Source organism: Mesorhizobium huakuii, assembly GCF_030160235.1.
GTDB lineage: Bacteria > Pseudomonadota > Alphaproteobacteria > Rhizobiales > Rhizobiaceae > Mesorhizobium > Mesorhizobium huakuii.
On record NZ_BSNY01000054.1, the window covers coordinates 28,128 to 44,879 of the forward strand.

The 16,752-nt window shown below is 64.8% G+C and carries 14 protein-coding genes and 1 tRNA gene; 9 read left to right on the forward strand and 6 right to left on the reverse strand.

What is annotated here, in order from left to right:
- Positions 1 to 197 precede the first annotated feature (197 nt).
- Genes QQK95_RS28020 through argJ form a run of 3 tightly spaced genes read right to left on the reverse strand, consistent with a single transcriptional unit; the run spans position 198 to position 2,652 of the window.
- A complete protein-coding gene (locus QQK95_RS28020) occupies positions 198 to 620 on the reverse strand; it encodes a (deoxy)nucleoside triphosphate pyrophosphohydrolase (protein WP_284277664.1) in 423 nt (140 codons plus the stop codon).
- A gap of 8 nt (positions 621 to 628) precedes the next feature.
- Entirely contained in the window at positions 629 to 1,381 is a 753-nt protein-coding gene (locus QQK95_RS28025; protein WP_284277666.1) for a GNAT family N-acetyltransferase, read from the reverse strand.
- 29 nt (positions 1,382 to 1,410) lie between these two features.
- Positions 1,411 to 2,652 (reverse strand): bifunctional glutamate N-acetyltransferase/amino-acid acetyltransferase ArgJ, encoded by a 1,242-nt coding sequence (gene argJ, locus QQK95_RS28030; RefSeq protein ID WP_284277667.1) that lies wholly within the window; start codon positions 2,650 to 2,652, stop codon positions 1,411 to 1,413.
- A gap of 168 nt (positions 2,653 to 2,820) precedes the next feature.
- On the opposite strand from argJ, the gene QQK95_RS28035 reads away from it, so the two are divergent.
- A complete protein-coding gene (locus QQK95_RS28035) occupies positions 2,821 to 4,050 on the forward strand; it encodes a caspase family protein (RefSeq protein ID WP_284277668.1) in 1,230 nt (409 codons plus the stop codon).
- Between the two features lie 20 nt (positions 4,051 to 4,070).
- Here the strand turns inward: QQK95_RS28035 and QQK95_RS28040 are convergent, their stop codons facing one another.
- The gene (locus QQK95_RS28040) at positions 4,071 to 5,288 is read right to left on the reverse strand and encodes an MFS transporter (RefSeq protein WP_284277669.1); all 1,218 of its coding nucleotides are present in this window, start codon (positions 5,286 to 5,288) and stop codon (positions 4,071 to 4,073) included.
- A gap of 279 nt (positions 5,289 to 5,567) precedes the next feature.
- Between QQK95_RS28040 and QQK95_RS28045 the strand changes: the two genes are divergently transcribed.
- Complete coding sequence (locus QQK95_RS28045; RefSeq protein WP_284277670.1) at positions 5,568 to 6,167, forward strand: TetR/AcrR family transcriptional regulator; 600 nt, start codon at positions 5,568 to 5,570, stop codon at positions 6,165 to 6,167.
- A gap of 67 nt (positions 6,168 to 6,234) precedes the next feature.
- Here the strand turns inward: QQK95_RS28045 and QQK95_RS28050 are convergent, their stop codons facing one another.
- Positions 6,235 to 7,146 (reverse strand): peptidylprolyl isomerase, encoded by a 912-nt coding sequence (locus QQK95_RS28050; protein ID WP_284277672.1) that lies wholly within the window; start codon positions 7,144 to 7,146, stop codon positions 6,235 to 6,237.
- A 262-nt stretch (positions 7,147 to 7,408) separates the two neighbouring features.
- On the opposite strand from QQK95_RS28050, the gene secA reads away from it, so the two are divergent.
- From secA to QQK95_RS28075, 5 genes are all read left to right on the forward strand, one after another.
- Positions 7,409 to 10,141 carry a preprotein translocase subunit SecA gene (secA, locus tag QQK95_RS28055; RefSeq protein WP_284277674.1) on the forward strand — a complete coding sequence of 911 codons (2,733 nt, stop codon included), beginning with the start codon at positions 7,409 to 7,411 and terminating at the stop codon, positions 10,139 to 10,141.
- A gap of 330 nt (positions 10,142 to 10,471) precedes the next feature.
- Positions 10,472 to 11,872: a lipopolysaccharide biosynthesis protein gene (locus QQK95_RS28060; protein WP_284277676.1), complete on the forward strand. Its 1,401-nt coding sequence runs from the start codon at positions 10,472 to 10,474 to the stop codon at positions 11,870 to 11,872.
- Entirely contained in the window at positions 11,872 to 13,152 is a 1,281-nt protein-coding gene (locus QQK95_RS28065) for a GNAT family N-acetyltransferase (protein WP_284277677.1), read from the forward strand. The genes QQK95_RS28060 and QQK95_RS28065 overlap by 1 nt, the downstream gene beginning before the upstream one ends.
- Positions 13,153 to 13,155: 3 nt before the next feature.
- Complete coding sequence (locus tag QQK95_RS28070) at positions 13,156 to 14,064, forward strand: creatininase family protein (RefSeq protein ID WP_284277678.1); 909 nt, start codon at positions 13,156 to 13,158, stop codon at positions 14,062 to 14,064.
- Positions 14,061 to 15,233: a YncE family protein gene (locus QQK95_RS28075; RefSeq protein WP_284277680.1), complete on the forward strand. Its 1,173-nt coding sequence runs from the start codon at positions 14,061 to 14,063 to the stop codon at positions 15,231 to 15,233. Before QQK95_RS28070 ends, QQK95_RS28075 begins: the two co-directional genes overlap by 4 nt.
- A gap of 25 nt (positions 15,234 to 15,258) precedes the next feature.
- Here the strand turns inward: QQK95_RS28075 and QQK95_RS28080 are convergent.
- Positions 15,259 to 15,343 (reverse strand) — tRNA-Leu (locus tag QQK95_RS28080).
- A gap of 268 nt (positions 15,344 to 15,611) precedes the next feature.
- Between QQK95_RS28080 and QQK95_RS28085 the strand changes: the two genes are divergently transcribed.
- Complete coding sequence (locus QQK95_RS28085) at positions 15,612 to 16,196, forward strand: YqaA family protein (protein WP_284277681.1); 585 nt, start codon at positions 15,612 to 15,614, stop codon at positions 16,194 to 16,196.
- Between the two features lie 28 nt (positions 16,197 to 16,224).
- Positions 16,225 to 16,743, forward strand: a complete 519-nt coding sequence (locus tag QQK95_RS28090; protein ID WP_284277682.1) for a disulfide bond formation protein B — start codon at positions 16,225 to 16,227, stop codon at positions 16,741 to 16,743.
- Positions 16,744 to 16,752: the final 9 nt, after the last annotated feature.

Below are 16,752 nucleotides of genomic sequence, written 5' to 3' on the forward strand. Positions count from 1 at the left end.
CGCTCCCCAGCCAATCCGCGACGCGGCCGCGACGGCACGGCCATGCATCAATTTTTCATGATGAGATAAATCTTCCATTAACGCTGGCTGATAAGGGCCGCAGCCCGCTCCTCTGGGCAAATCCAGGAAAGTGTAAAGCGGTTCTCCCGGGAAAACCGCGGAACGGTTTCCCTTGGGAATTGCGTCAAAACAAGTCCTCAGAGCAGATCGATCAGGAACGGGATCAGCGGCGCGTCGGCCGGAGGCATCGGATAGTCGCGCATTTGCTTCGGCCGCACCCATTTCAGCGCCTGCCCTTCCCGGGGCTGGGCAATGCCGCGGAAGCGGCGGCAGACGAACAGCGGCATCAACAGATGGAAGTCGTCATAGGAATGGCTGGCGAAGGTAAGCGGCGCCAGGCACGGGATCTCGGTCTCGATGCCGATCTCCTCGTGCAATTCGCGGATGATGCATTGTTCCGGCGTCTCGCCGGGCTCGACCTTGCCGCCGGGAAACTCCCACAGGCCGGCAAGCTGCTTGCCCTCGGGACGCTGCGCCAGCAGCACGCGGCCGTCGGCATCGACCAGCGCGCAGGCCGCCACCAGGAGCAGGCGCTTGCCGGTATTGGCCGGATCATTCATGCCCGACGTCACTCATGACCAGGCGGCCGGCGATAATGGTAGCGATAGACTTCCTCGAAGCCGAGCGACCGATAGAGCGCCAGCGCCGGAACATTGCTGGCCTCGACCTGCAGCCAGGCTTCCCGCGCGCCGCGCAGCCGCGCCCATTTCAGCGCCGACCGGATCAGGTTACGGCCATGGCCCTTGTTGCGGGCCGACTTGTCGGTGGCGACCTCGAACAGGCCGGCGAGATCGCCGTCATGCACGCAGATCAGGGTCGCCAGCGCCTCTGCCCCATCTTCCAGCGCGAACAGCCCGGCCTCGGGCTGGATGGCGCCGATGATCTCCGACAGGCCGGGCCGCAGCGAAACATCCGAGCCACTGACCTTGAGCGACGCGCCGATGAAGCGGCTGATGTCCTTGAGCGGAATCTGGTCCATGGCGGCATCGAGCTGGGCGTCGGCCAGCGGCAGCCGCATGACCAGCGATTCGTCGAACCGGCTCCAGCCCTCCTTGTCGAGATGGCCGGCAAGGTCGGGACCCGACAGCGGCGACATGCGGAACGTCAGCGGCCTGCCATAGGCATCGAAACGGCGGCTGGCGCGGCCGATGCGGTCGGCTATGTGCTGGATGTCGCCGGGATCGAGCGGGTTGACCGAATTCAGCCGCTTGGCCGGATGGCCGGCGGTCAGCCGCACCACCCAGGTGCCGTCATAATGGACGGCGGCCGCCGGCCAGGCGCGAAAGCCGGCCGCCTCGTAGCGGCGCACGATCGCAAGCATGCTTGCCGGATGCCTGGAAGCCAAAACCGTCAGCTCCGATAATCGCCGTTGATGGCGACGTATTCCTTGGTGAGGTCGCAGGTCCACACCGTCGCCTTGCCGCGGCCGATGCCGATATCGGCACGGATGCGGATATCGTCGCGCTTCATATAGGCCGAGGTCTTTTCTTCCGAATAGGCCGGGTCACGTTCGCCCTCGTGCGCCAGCCGGTTGTCGCCGAACCAGATCGACAGCCGGTCGCGGTCGGCGGGTTCGCCGGCCTTGCCGACGGCCATGACGACACGGCCCCAATTGGCGTCCTCGCCGGCGACCGCCGTCTTGACCAGTGGCGAATTGGCGATCGACAGCGCGATGCGCTTGGCCGAGCGGGCCGATTTCGCGCCGGTGACGGTGACTTCGACCTGCTTGCGGGCGCCCTCGCCGTCGCGCACCACCTGCAGCGCCAGCGATTTCAGCACCTTGCCGAGCGCCCGGCGGAACTGGCCGAGCCGCGCGTCTTTCGGGTCGGTGATTTCAGGCGCGCCGCGCTTGGCGGCTTTGCCGGTGGCGAAGATCAGCAGCGTGTCGCTGGTCGACGTGTCGCTGTCGACGGTCACCGCGTTGAAGGTCTTGGCCGTGCCGCGCGACAACAGGTCCTGCAGCACAGGGGCCGCGATCGGCGCGTCGGTGGCGATGAAGGACAGCATCGTCGCCATGTCGGGCGCGATCATGCCGGCGCCCTTGGAAATGCCGTTGATGGTGACATCGGTGTCGCCAAGCTTGACGGTCTGCGTCGCCACCTTCGGATAGGTGTCCGTGGTCATGATGGCCTTTGCCGCCTCGGTCCACAGGTCGGGCTTGCCGTCGCTGACCAGTCCGGCAAGCAGATGGCTGAATTTGGTCGTGTCGAGTGGCTCGCCGATGACACCGGTCGAGGCCAGGAACACCTCGCCTGCCGTGCAGCCGGCAGCCTTTGCCGCCGCTTCGCCCGTCAGCGCGGTGGATTCGCGGCCCTTCTTGCCGGTGAAGGCGTTGGCATTTCCGGAATTGACGACCAGCACCCGGGCCTTGCCGGCGGCAAGGTTCTGGCGGCAGAAATCGACCGGCGCCGAGGGGCATTTCGACTTGGTGAACACGCCGGCGACCGCGGTGCCTGCATCGAACACCATGGCCAGCAGGTCGGTGCGGTTCTTGTACTTTATCCCCGCTTCGGCGGTGGCGATGCGCACCCCTTCGATGACAGGCATCTTGGGGTATTTCTTCGGCGCGAGCGGCGAAATCATCGTGGACATGGGGACCTCGGGCGGGAAAATCGCAAGGGAAGGCCGGTTTGCCTGATACGGCGCGCGGGCGCAAGGGCGTTTTCGCCGCGCCTGCCGGGGCGGCGGACCACGCCGGATTAAGCCTGCATTTCAAATCTGTTGGCGTCGCCGGGGCCTGTGGCGCTATGATTGCGCCCCATGGGCAGGCTTGCGATCCTCGCTTGGGCATTTCTGGGACTATTGCTGCTGAGCGCCGACGCTGAGCCGGCGCGGCGCGTGGCGCTCGTCATCGGCAACGGCACCTATGCCGAGGCCGGCACGCTGGCCAATCCGGTCAACGACGCCCTCGACATCGCCGCCAAGCTGCGCTCCATCGGTTTCCAAGTCATCGAAGGCAACGACCTCGGCAAACGCGAGCTCGAACGCAGCATCGGCGAATTCTCCGATGCGCTCGAAGGCGCGGGCGTCGGGCTTTTCTACTATGCCGGCCACGGTCTGCAGGTCGATGGGCGCAATTACATCGTGCCGGTCGACGCCAGGCTCGACATGCCGGTGAAACTGCAGCTCGAAGCCGTGCCGATCGACGAAGTTCTCGACATCATGGAACAGCAGACCAAGGTCAGCCTGGTGTTTCTCGATGCCTGCCGCAACAATCCGTTTGCCCGCAGTCTGAGCCGCACCGCCACCACGCGCTCGGCGACGGCGCTCGCCGGCCTGGCGCAGTTCGATTCGACGCGCGGCTCCTTCATCGCCTTTTCGACGGCGCCGGGCGCGGTCGCCATGGACGGCACCGGGCGCAACTCGCCCTTTGCATCAGCCCTGTTGCGGCACATCGCCGAACCCGGCCAGAGCATCAACGACATGATGATCGCGGTGCGCCGCGACGTCGTTTCGCAAACCCGAGAAAGCCAGCGCCCATGGGAGCAGGGCTCGCTGCTCGAACGCTTCGAGTTCGTCCCGGGTGAAGGGCCCGCCCCGAAGCCCAAGCCGACGGCCGAGCCGGCGCCGGCCCAACAGGTCGCGGCGCTGGAGCGCTCCGTGGGCGACGACAAGGCTTCGATCGAACAATTCCTGCGCCGGGATTATCTGACGCCCGACGCCAGGACGATGGCCGAAACGGTCAAGCGGGTCTACGGCCCGTCGGCCACCATTTTCGGCACACGCTACGACGCCGATGCCATCGTCAAGGTGAAGACCGACTGGTTCGCGCAATGGGCCTCGTGGTCGCTCGGGTTGGAACCCGGCAGCCTGGAGATCACGCCGCATGGCGAGGACCGCGCCGATGCCGCCTTTGCCATGCGCTACGACTATGTGCCCAAGGACAAGTCGGCGGCACGGCTGACCGGCAAGGCGCGCGTCACGCTCGGGCTGGTCAAGGCCGAAGAGGGATGGCGCATCGAATCCGAAACATCGCAGGCCATGCAATGATGCGCTGACGGGGCGCGAATTCACGCCCGTTGGCGCGACATGAATTCGGTGGCGAAACAGAGCAGGGCCGCAGCCGGCAGCGCCAGGCCGATCCAGGACACCAACGGCCAGCCGCCTTGCGCATAGGCCCAACCGCCGACGGCCGAGCCGATCGCGCCGGCGATGAAGAACGTCGCCATGTAAAGCCCGTTGAGACGGCTGCGATGCGCGGCGCCGAGCGCGAACAGGTCGCGATAGCCGAGGACAAGGTTGGTCTGCACGCCGAAGTCGAGCACGATTGCCGCGGCGACCAGCATCGCCAGCGAAAGCGTCGAACCGCTGCGGGCGATATGGGTTACAAGAAAGGCGACGGCGACGCACAGCATGGCAAAGGCCGTCGCCGGGCGGCTCCATCCGCGGTCGGCTACTCTTCCGGCGAGCGGCGCGGCGATTGCACCGGCGACGCCGGCCAAGGCGAACAGGCCGATGCCGCGCTGTGTCAGGCCGAAATCGGGTCCGGCCAGCAGCAGCGGCGTCGTCGTCCAGAACAGGCTGAAGGCCGCGAACAGGAACGCCTGGTAGAGAGCCCGCCGCCGCAGGACCGGCGTCGAGCGCGCAATCTGCACCATGGACGCCAAGAGCGCGCCGTAGCTCAGACGGGCCGTCGGCACGCGCCTGGGCAGCGCAAACCGCAGCACCGCGATCAGCACGATCATGACGATGCAGGAGGTGAAATAGACCACATGCCAGGACGACAGCGCCGTGATGAAGCTGGAAAACGGCCGTGACAGCATGATGCCCAGCAACAATCCCACCGAGACATTGCCGACCACGCGGCCACGCCTGGCCTCCGGCGCCAGGTGCGCCGCATAGGGGATAAGGGTCTGCACCGCGACCGAGCCAAGGCCGACAAACAGCATCGCCGCCAGAAAAGCCGCCGGCTGCGTTGAAATCGCCGCGCCCAGCAAGGCAAGCGTCGCAACGGCGAGTATGCCAAGCACGAGCCTGCGGTTCTCGATCAGGTCGCCAAGCGGCACGATGAACAGCAGGCCCACCCCGTAGCCGATCTGCGCCATCGTGACGATCAGGCCCGCCGCATGTGGCGGCAGGCCAAGTTCGGCGCCGATCGGGCCAATCAGTGGCTGTGCATAGTAGATATTGGCAACAATCAGCCCGCAGGCGGCAGCCAGCAAGAAGGTCATCCAACTCGAAATTGTCGTCTCGGCGGGCGCGGAGCCGGATGCGATAATGGTGGTCATGGTGATGTCCATGGGAACGAGACGTTTCGTTGAATAGAACGAACCGTTCCGTTTCGTCAAGCGATGATGTATTGGTATCTCGATGTGTGAGCAATCTCTTGGCATCAGCGCATTTTGCGGCCAAATGGCTTCATTTGGCGTCCGCACGAACGCTGCAAGGAAAGCGAACGATTTGCTCCAGGATGACAAGCATCCGGCTGGCAAAAATACGGGCGAGGCAACAGGTGCCGGCGGCTTGTCGTTTCAGCCGACACGCAACCGCTTCAGGAGGAAGCGCTCATGGGCGAAATCGTCGATCCGGCACGCAAGTCGATTGGCGCCAGGCGCAATCCCGACAGCGCCGAAGCCATTCTGGAGGCTGCCGAAGCCGTGCTGATCGAGGCCGGCTATGCCGGTTTCTCGATCGAGGCGGTGGCGCGGCGCGCCCGTGCCGGCAAGCCGACCATCTATCGCTGGTGGCCGAGCAAGGCAGCCTTGCTGCTCGAGGTCTACCAGCGCCAGAAGCGCGTCGACCTTCCCGACACCGGAAGCCTGGAGGAGGATCTCGTCGGCTTCCTGATCAATCTGTTCACGCACTGGCGCGAGACATCGTCGGGGAGTGTCTTCAAGTCGCTGATCGCCGAGGCCCAATCGGATGAAACCGCGGCTGCGGCGCTTGCCGGCTATGCCGGAGGGCGCCGCACCCACACCGGCCAGATCATCGAGCGCGCCAAGGCACGCGGCGAGATCGCCGGCGATATCGACCCGGGCGTGGTCGCCGATCTCGTCGCCTCCTACGCCTGGCGGCATCTCCTGATCAACCGGCTTGACGAGCCAGAGGCGGCGATACGCAAGATGGTCCGCTATCTCCTGCAAGGCATAGAAGCGCCCGGCAGATAGCGGCGGCCAATAAAAAGGGCGCGGCAACCCTTGGCTGCCGCGCCCTTCTTGAAAAAATCGTTCAGGCTTACTTGCCGGCTTCCATCGTATCGACGGCCTGCTTCAGCTTGGCGTCGGGGATCTCGACCTTCGCGCCGGCGCGCAGCGACTTGACCAGCGCGAAATACTTGTCGCGGATGACCGCCTGCTTGGCCTGGTCCTTGACGTCGTCGAAGGCCGGCGGCTGCTTGGCGCGCTTGTCCTCGAGCTTGATGACGTGCCAGCCGAACTGCGACTGCACCGGCTCCTTGGTGTATTTGCCGACCTCGAGCGCGAAGGCCGCCTTGTCGAACTCCGGCACCATCTGCCCAGGCCCGAACCAGCCGAGATCGCCGCCGTTGGACTTGCCCGAGGGATCGCTGGTGTGCTCGTTGGCGAGCTTCTGGAAGTCGGCGCCGCCGTCGAGCTGCTTGATGATCGCCTCGGCCTCTTCCTTCGTCTTCACGAGGATGTGACGGGCATGCACCTCGTTGACCGGCGGCGTGTTGGCGATTTCCTGGTCGTAGCGGGCGCGGATCTCGGCGTCGGTTACCTTGTCGACGACGCCCTTCTCGACCATCTCGCCATGCAGCGCGCGCTGCTGCAGGAAGGCCATGCGGCGCTGGAAGTCGGGATCCTTGTCGAGACCGTCGGTAACGGCCTTGGCGGCCATGACGCGGATCTCGATGGCCGCCGAAAGGGCGGCCGCGCGGCGCTGTTCAGGCGGCAGCTGCGCGAATTGCTGCGACAGCTCGCCTTCGGCGAGCACCAGGTCGGCTTCGGTCAGGGGCTGGCCGTTGACCGTGGCGACCACGGCATTCGGGTCGACCGGCGCCGCCGCGGGTGCGGCCGGAGCAGCAGGAGCGGCCTCCTGCGCCATGACGGGCGACAGGCAAAGAGCCGACAGGCCGAAGGCCAGACCAAGGCTGGCGAGCGACGCACGGCGGAACAACAAGGGCATAAGGATGACTCCGGTGAAGGATTGTAAGGAGGGGTGGCTTCCAGATCAGCCAGATTGTGGCGGAATTTGGCGCGACCGGCAGGGCCAGCGCGGCGTTGACATCAGTTGAGCCCCCTCTTATCTGTCCAACGACTTTGCGTCCAGAACCGTTTTCCGGGCGCTTTTTGTGTTTGCCCGTATTGAGGCGGTGCGATCACGCGGATTTGATGGGGCCGGCCGGCGCCTGTCTCAAGATTGAGAATTCTATCGAAAGGACCATTGGATGGTCAGTCTCGGCGGTCTCGCCCGTAAGGTTTTCGGTTCCTCCAACGACCGTCGGGTCAAATCGACCCGGCCCCGTGTCGAGGCGATCAACGCCATGGAAAACGAGATGCGGGCGCTCTCCGACGCCGAACTCGCGGGGCGCACGGAAAAATTCCGCCAGGATATCGCCAATGGCGCCAGCCTTGACGACCTTCTTGTCCCGGCCTTCGCCACCGCGCGCGAGGCGGCACGCCGCGTGCTCGGCATGCGCCCCTTCGACGTCCAGCTGATCGGCGGCATGGTGCTGCACAATGGCGGCATCGCCGAGATGCGCACCGGCGAGGGCAAGACCCTGGTCGCGACGCTGCCGGTCTACCTCAACGCGCTGGCCGGCAAGGGCGTCCACGTCGTCACCGTCAACGACTATCTTGCCACGCGCGACTCCGAATGGATGGGCCGCGTCTACAAATTCCTCGGCCTCTCGGTCGGCGTCATCGTCCATGGCCTGTCGGACGAGGAACGCAGCGCCGCCTACGCCGCCGACGTCACCTACGCCACCAACAACGAACTCGGCTTCGACTATCTGCGCGACAACATGAAGTACGAGCGCGCCCAGATGGTGCAGCGCGGCCACAATTACGCGATCGTCGACGAAGTCGATTCCATCCTGGTCGACGAGGCACGTACGCCGCTGATCATTTCCGGTCCGCTCGAGGACCGTTCGGAAATGTACAACACCATCGACACCTTCATCATCCAGCTGCAGCCGCAGGATTATGAGATCGACGAGAAGCAGAAGACCTCGATCTTCACCGAGGAAGGCACCGAGAAGCTGGAGAACCTGCTGCGCGATGCCGGCCTGCTGAAGGGCGAGTCGCTCTATGACGTCGAGAACGTCGCCATCGTCCATCACGTCAACAACGCGCTGAAGGCGCACCGGCTGTTCCAGCGCGACAAGGACTACATCGTGCGCAACGGCGAGATCGTCATCATCGACGAGTTCACCGGCCGCATGATGCCCGGCCGCCGCTATTCGGAAGGCCTGCACCAAGCGCTGGAAGCCAAGGAGCACGTGGCGATCCAGCCGGAGAACCAGACGCTCGCCTCCGTCACCTTCCAGAACTACTTCCGCCTCTACAAGAAGCTCTCCGGCATGACCGGCACGGCGCTGACCGAGGCCGAGGAATTCGGCAACATCTACGGTCTCGAAGTCACCGAGATCCCGACCAATTTGCCGGTCATCCGCAAGGACGAGGACGACGAGGTCTACCGGACGGTCGAGGAGAAGTACAAGGCGATCGTCAAGGAGATCCGCGAAGCCAGCGCCAAGGGCCAGCCGACGCTGGTCGGCACCACCTCGATCGAGAAGTCCGAGCAGCTGGCGGAGCGCCTGCGCAAGGAAGGTTTCAAGGATTTCGAGGTGCTGAACGCCCGCCACCACGAGCGCGAGGCGGCGATCGTCGCCCAGGCCGGCAAGCCCGGCGCCATCACCATCGCCACCAACATGGCCGGCCGCGGCACCGACATCAAGCTCGGCGGCAATGCCGAGATGCGCATCGCCGACGAACTGGGCGACATGCCGGAAGGCCCGGAGCGCGAGGCGCGCGAAAAGGAGATCATTGCCGACGTAGAGCGCCTGAAGGAAAAGGCGCTGGCCGCCGGCGGCCTCTACGTGCTCGCCACCGAGCGCCATGAATCGCGCCGCATCGACAACCAGTTGCGTGGCCGTTCCGGCCGCCAGGGCGATCCGGGCCGTTCGAAGTTCTTCTTGTCGCTGCAGGACGATTTGATGCGCATCTTCGGCTCCGAGCGCATGGACGGCATGCTGCAGAAGCTCGGCCTCAAGGAAGACGAGGCCATCATCCATCCCTGGATCAACAAGGCGCTGGAAAAGGCGCAGAAGAAGGTCGAAGCGCGCAACTTCGACATCCGCAAGAACCTGCTGAAATATGACGACGTCTCCAACGACCAGCGCAAGGTGGTGTTCGAGCAGCGCATCGAGCTGATGGACGGCGAAGGCCTGTCGGAAACCATTGCCGAGATGCGCGAGGGCGTCATCGACGAGATCGTCGCCAAGGCCATTCCTGAAAACGCCTATGCCGAGCAGTGGGATGTCGCCGGACTGAAGGCCGAGGTCGCCGAATTCCTCAATCTCGACCTGCCGGTCGAGGAGTGGGCCAAGGAAGAAGGCATCGCCGAGGACGACATCCGCGAGCGCATCACAGCTGCCGCCGACGCCGCCGCCAAGGAGCGCTCCGAGCGCTTCGGCCCCGAAGTGATGAACTATGTCGAGCGCTCCGTGGTGCTGCAGACGCTCGACCATCTCTGGCGCGAGCACATCGTCAACCTTGACCATCTGCGTTCGGTCGTCGGCTTCCGCGGCTACGCGCAGCGCGATCCGCTGCAGGAGTACAAGAGCGAGGCGTTCGAGCTGTTCCAGGCGATGCTGGGCAATCTGCGCCAGGCCGTCACCGCGCAGCTGATGCGCGTCGAGCTGGTCCGCCAGGCCGCCGAAGCCCCGCCCCCGGAGGCGCCCGACATGTTCGGCACGCACATTGACGGCACCACCGGCGAGAACGATTTCGAAGGCGGTGATACGGCCCTCTTGGTGCGCCAGGAGCAGAGCGCCGTCGTCGCCCCCGAAGACCGCGACCCGAACAACCAGGCGACCTGGGGCAAGGTCGGCCGCAACGAAGCCTGCCCCTGCGGCTCAGGCAAGAAGTACAAGCACTGCCATGGCGCGTTTGCGTAAGGACGCTCTTCCTTCTCCCCGTTCCACGGGGAGAAGGTGGCCGCAGGGCCGGATAAGGGGCAGCGCCGAGTTCCAAGATATGGCCTGTCTCCTCTAGCCGCATCGCGGTTGGTGTTCCGCAACACGGCGGATCTCGAAAAGCGGATTCTGGGCTTCACCCACTTAAGCGGTCGCCAGCCGTTCGCTGTCGCTCCGCGCGTTCGTCGCTCGAAAAACCAAATCGTTGGCTTTTCGTCCGCAGCCCGCCCCGCCCCCTCACCCAACCGTTTCTTAATGTGTCTCCGCTACACCAACGCCTGAAAAAGAGGCGGAAAACGGAGAGAGATCGGGGTGCGCTTTTCCGCGGCCACGACTGCCGGGCGGTTCTTGCCGCAGCGTTTGGCGCTGCGCGTCGAGCCGTTGCTTGGCCGCATCGACGCCGTGCTGTTCACCGCCGATGAGCGTGGCGAGGCCGGCCGCATGTCGGTCATCGCCTTTTCCATCCGCATCGTCAGCGCCGTCATCGCCTTCATCAGCCAGGTGCTGATGGCGCGCTGGATGGGTTCGTTCGAATACGGCATCTTCGTGCTCGTCTGGGTGACGATGGTCATCGTCGGCAACCTCGCCTGCCTCGGCTTCCACACCTCGGTCATCCGCTTCATCCCCGAATACCGCGAGCGCGGCCTGATGGATGAACTGCGCGGCATTGTCGTGGCCAGCCGGCTGTTCGTGCTGATCGCCTCCACCATCATCGCCGGGCTTGGCGCGCTCGGCGTCTGGCTGTCGGCGCCGTGGATCGAAAACTATTACGTCATCCCGTTCATCCTCGGCGTCATCTGCCTGCCGATGATCGCGCTGTCGGATCTGTTGCAGGGCCAGGCCAGGGCGAACAGCTGGGCGCTGTTTGCCCTGTCGCCGACCTATCTGATACGGCCGGTGCTGATCCTGCTGTTCATGGCGCTGATGCTTTTCGCCGGCTACGCCGCCGATGCCAGGACGGCGATCTTCGCCTCGATCGCCGCCACCTACGTCACCACGCTTGCCCAGTTGATCGGCATCACGCACCGCATGGAAAGGCAGATCCCGGCCGGGCCCATGAAGGTGCATTTCGCGCAATGGTTCATCGTCTCGCTGCCGATCTTCCTGGTCGAAAGCTTCTTCTTCCTGCTCACCAATGCCGACGTACTGATGGTCGGCGCCTATATGGATCCCAACGACGTCGCCGTCTATTTCGCCACCGTCAAGACGCTGGCGCTGGTGCATTTCGTCTATTTCGCCGTCAAGGCCGGCGTCGCGCAGCGCTATGCGCAGTTCACCCATGGCGAGCCGGAAAGGCTTGCCGCCTTTGCCCGCGAGACGGTGTCGTGGACCTTCTGGCCCTCGCTGCTGATGGCGCTGCTGGTGCTGGCGCTGGGCAAGCCCATGCTGGTGCTGTTTGGCCCTGAATTCACATCGGGCTATCCGCTGCTGTTCCTGCTCGTCTTCGGCGTCGTGGCGCGCGCCGCTGTCGGCCCGTGCGAAAGCCTGCTCACCATGAGCGGCAACCAGAACATCTGCGCCGCCGTCTATGCCATGACACTGGCCTTCAACATCGGCCTCAACGTCGTGCTGATCCCGATGTTCGGCCTGTGGGGCGCCGCCATGGCCACCGCCTTCGCCATGATCTTCGAGGCCGGCGCGCTGTCCTTCACGGTCTGGCGCAAGCTCGGCATCGTCATGGCGATCTTCGTGCCTGCCAAAGGAGCCGCCTGATGGTCGCCATCCCGTTGCTCGAGGAAACCAGCGGCGGCACCGCCGGCGCCATGGTGTCCGGCCTTGCCGGGCTGGCGCGCGATCCCGACCCCGCCCATATCGAAATCCTCGCCAACAACCGTCCGGAACGCAAGCTTGCCATCTATCCGGCGTCAGCCGGCTTCGACCTGGTCGAGGAACTGGATTACCTGTGCGCCCGCACGGTCGAGCCGAACGTCTTCTTCAACCCGCGTTTCCTGGCGCCAGCCATGCCCCGGCTGGAGGATCGCGAGGTGCGGCTGGCGGTGATCCGCGACGGCGACGAATACCGCAACCGGCTGCGGCTCCTGGTGCCGATCTCGGTGGAGCGTCCGGTGGTGCCGCTCGGCGTTCCGGTGATGCGCACCTGGTCGAGCCCGTTCGGTCCGCTCGGCACGCCGCTGATCGACCGTGACGATCCGGTTGGCGTCGTCGAGGATTTCTTCTCGATGCTGTCGCGCCCGCACCTCAAGCTGCCGAAAGTCTTCGTGCTGCCCGACATCAGGCTCGACGGTCCGGTGGCGAGCCTGCTCGACACCGTGGCCGAGACGCGCGGCCTGACCCTGGTCACCACCGGCCAGACCTCGCGTCCCGTGCTGGAGAGCGAGCTCGATGGCGACGACTATCTGAAGGCCTCGCTGCGCTCGCACCATTATCGCGAGTTCCGCCGCCTGAAGCGGCGTCTTGCCGACCTCGGCAGGCTGGAGCATGTGGTGGCGCGCGGCCCCGAGGAGATCCGCCACGCCATCGAAAGCTTCCTGACGCTGGAAGCGTCCGGCTGGAAGGGCCGCGAGCGCACCGCCATGGCGATCGACCGCTTCCGCGCCGCCTTTGCCCGCGAGGCCGTGCACCGGCTCGCCGAGCAGGACATGTGCCGCATCCATTCGCTGACGCTCGACGGCCGCACCGTCGCTTGCCTGATCGTGTTCGTCGAGGCCGGCGTCGCCTACACTTGGAAGACGGCCTATGACGAGACGCTGGCCGCCTATTCGCCCGGCACGCTGCTGATGATCGAGGTCACAAGGCAGCATCTCGACGATCCCAACATCATGATGACCGATTCCTGCGCGGTGCCGGGCCATCCGGTGATGAGCCGGCTGTGGGCCGAGCGCAAGCCGATCGGCACGCTGGTGATCGGGCTGACGCCGGACGCCGACCGCCTGGCCCGCCAGGCCGCTTCGCAGCTGCATCTCTACCGCGAGACCCGCAATATGGCCCGCCTGCTGCGCAACCGCATGAAGAGCCTGCTGAGACGGCGGTAGCCCATGATCATGAATCTTCGCGGGCGCCGGCGCCTTCCCGAGACCTCCGCCACCGGACTGATTGCAGGAAATCGGGGGACATCCGGTCCGGTGCAACGCACGCTCGCGGGCATCGTCGTCGGCCTTTGGTTTCTGTCAGGTCTTGCCTCGGCGGCCAACGCTGCCAATGCGTCGGTCTTCCTCGAAGACCAGACCTGGACCGAACTGCGCGATCGGATCAACGCCGGGACGACGACGATCATCGTCCCGATAGGCGGCACCGAACAAAGCGGTCCTGCCATGGCCTTGGGCAAGCACAATGCGCGGGTCAAGTTCCTGGCCGAGAAGATCGCCGGTCAACTCGGCAACGCCTTGGTCGCCCCGGTGGTTTCCTATGTCCCGGAAGGGACCATCGACCCGCCGAGCGCCCATATGCGGTTTCCCGGAACGATTACCATCAGCGACAAGATTTTCGAGCAATTGCTCGAATCCGCGGCGCGCAGCTTCAAGCTGCACGGCTTCAAGACCATCGTGCTGATCGGCGACCATGGCGGCTATCAGGCCGACGAGCGCCATGTGGCCGATCGTCTGAATGCCGAATGGAGCAAAAGCCCGGTCCGGGTCTTTGCGGCGCTGCAATACTATCAGATCACCCAGGGCGCCTATGTCGACAAGCTCCTGTCGACCGGCGCGAGGCAGTCCGAGATCGGAACGCACGCCGGATTGGCCGACACATCGCTCATGCTCGCCATCGACCCTTCCATGGTGCGCAAGGATCGCCTCGCGGCGGCTCCGAAGCTCGGTGCCGGCGACGGAGTCTATGGCGGCGACCCCGCACGATCTTCGGCCGAGTTCGGTCAACTCGGCGTCGACCTGATCGTCAGCGGGACGACCGAAGCCATCCGCGAATTCGTGAAACAGCAGCCCAGATGATCAAGCCATACCCACGGTTCACGAGCTTCCGCGCCCTGCTCGTCTTGTTGCTTGCCCTGTCGCCGGCCTCGGCTTGGGCCGACTCGTGCCCGGAGGATTGCAGCGGGCCGCCGCCTGCCGGCTCTCCGGTCAATATCTACGACCAGACGACCTCTGATCATTTGAGCCCGGCCACGATAGGCGCACTGCCGCGCGTCTATGTTCCGAACCGCTCGTCCAACAGCGTATCGGTCATCGACCCCGCGACGCTCAAGGAGGTCGACAGGTTCCCTGTCGGGCGCAAGCCGCAGCACGTCGTTCCGTCCTGGGATCTGAGCACGCTCTGGGTCGCCAACAACGCCAGCGGCACCAGCAAGGGCAGCCTGACGCCGATCGACCCCAGGACCGCCAGGCCGGGTCACGAAATCCCGGTCGATGACCCCTACAACATGTACTTCATGCCGGACGGAAGTGCGGCCGTCATCGTCGATGAGGCCTATGAGCGGCTTGATCTGCGCGATCCGCAGACAATGGCGCTGAAATCGACGATACCGACGCCGACCTGCCCCGGCATCAACCATGCCGATTTTTCCGCCGACAATGCCTATGCCATATTCACCTGCGAATATGGCGATGGCGGACTGTTGAAGGTGGACCTGAAAAACCAGAAGGTGCTCGGCCACCTCGCCTTGTCGAAGATGGGCATGCCGCAGGACATCCGGCTCTCGCCCGACGGCAAGGTCTTCTATGTCGCCGACATGATGAACGACGGCGTGTTCCTGATCGACGCAGCCAGCTTTTCCGAGATCGGCTTCATCGCCACCGGCATCGGAACGCACGGGTTTGTCGTGAGCCGCGACGGGACAAAACTCTACGTTTCAAATCGTGGCTCGCACAAGATGGAGCAAGGCCGCGCGAAGGGGCCGGGCAGCGTGACCGTCATCGACTTCGCCACCCGTTCGGTCGTCGCGCAATGGCCCATACCCGGCGGCGGCAGCCCAGACATGGGCAATGTCAGCGCCGACGGCAGGCAATTGTGGTTGTCCGGCCGCTTCGACAGCGAGGTCTACATGATCGACACGAATTCGGGTGCCGTGACGAAAATCCGGGTGGGCGTCGAGCCTCATGGCCTGACGGTCTGGCCGCAGCCCGGCAGATATTCGCAGGGCCATACCGGCAATATGCGCTGAGCATCGATGGCTCGATAAAGTGGAATGGTGCCCCTAGCCGGGATCGAACCAGCACTCCTTGCGGAACTCGATTTTGAGTCGAGCGCGTCTACCAATTCCGCCATAGGGGCTCAGGCCGGGCGACCTGGATGGGCGCGGACTATACGGTCGGAGGCCTGTTCGTCAACTGGCCAATTCTCGAGATCACCGGGATGCGACCAATCTTCGCCTTTTGATTTCGTGACCGTGCCGCCATTGTGCGGCGCGGAAAATCTTTCTACACAGGCGGCGCATCAAAGCGAGGCGCGTCCCACTGAATGGATGGCGCGCTTTGGGTCTTTGTTTGTGCATGCCCCGAAACCGCTGCGCACCGTTTGGGCGACACGCATAGGAGTGCCGATGCTTCGCGGACTTTACGACTGGACCTTGTCGCTGGCGGCCAGGAAATCCGCGGAATGGTGGCTTGCCATCATCGCCTTCATTGAAAGCTCGTTCTTCTTCGTGCCGGCCGATGTACTCTATCTGCCGATGGCGTTGGCACGCCCCGACCGCGCCTACCGCTATGCGCTGACCGCCACGGCCGCCTCGGTGCTGGGCGGCATCGCCGGCTGGATGATCGGCTACTTCGCCTACGACACCATCGCCCGTCCGATCCTGGAGCATTTCGGCGGCCTGGAGACCTTCGAGCGCTGGCAGAATTCTGGCATCGGCCTGATGCTGGTGCTGCTCATTACCTCCGGTCTCGCGCACCTGCCGCCGATCAAGGTCGTCACCATCCTTGCCGGCGCCCTGCACGTCAATTTGCTGATCTTCATCATCTCGGCCATCGTCGCTCGCGGCGCGCGCTTCCTGCTCTTGGCGTGGCTGCTGCGCCGCTATGGCGAATCGATCCGCGAATTCATCGAAAAGCGCCTCGGGCTGATCGCCGGCGCCGCGGCCGCTGCCCTGATTTTGCTCTATATCGTCGTCAAATACGCTTTTTAAGCGGGCCGGACCAACGGACAAAAGACCCATGACAGCGACCATGAATGACGACACCGGACGCCAGCGGACGCGGACCGCGCTGTTTCTCGCCGTCGCCATGGCCGCGACCGTCGGCTCGGCGCTCGGCTTCCAGTATATTGGCGGCTATATCCCCTGCCATCTCTGCCTCGAGCAGCGCACCCCCTACTATATCGGCGCGCCGCTGATGGTGCTGGCGGTGATAGCCTCGATGCTGCGCGCACCGGCCTGGCTGACGCGCGGCCTGCTGGGCATTGGCGGCCTCTTGATGCTCTACGGCCTCTATCTCGGCGTCTATCACTCCGGCGTCGAGTGGCAGTGGTGGGCCGGCCCGACCGACTGCACGGCGGGCGCCGGCCCGGTCGACACCGGCGGCAAGGGCGTGCTCGACGCGCTCGACAAATTCGTGCCGCCGTCCTGCGACAAGGCCGCGCTGCGCATCCTTGGCCTGTCTCTGGCCGGCTGGAACGCCATCGCCAGCCTGATCCTGGCCGCCGTCGCCTTCCGCGGCGCGCTGGCCCGCGACTAACGCGAATCG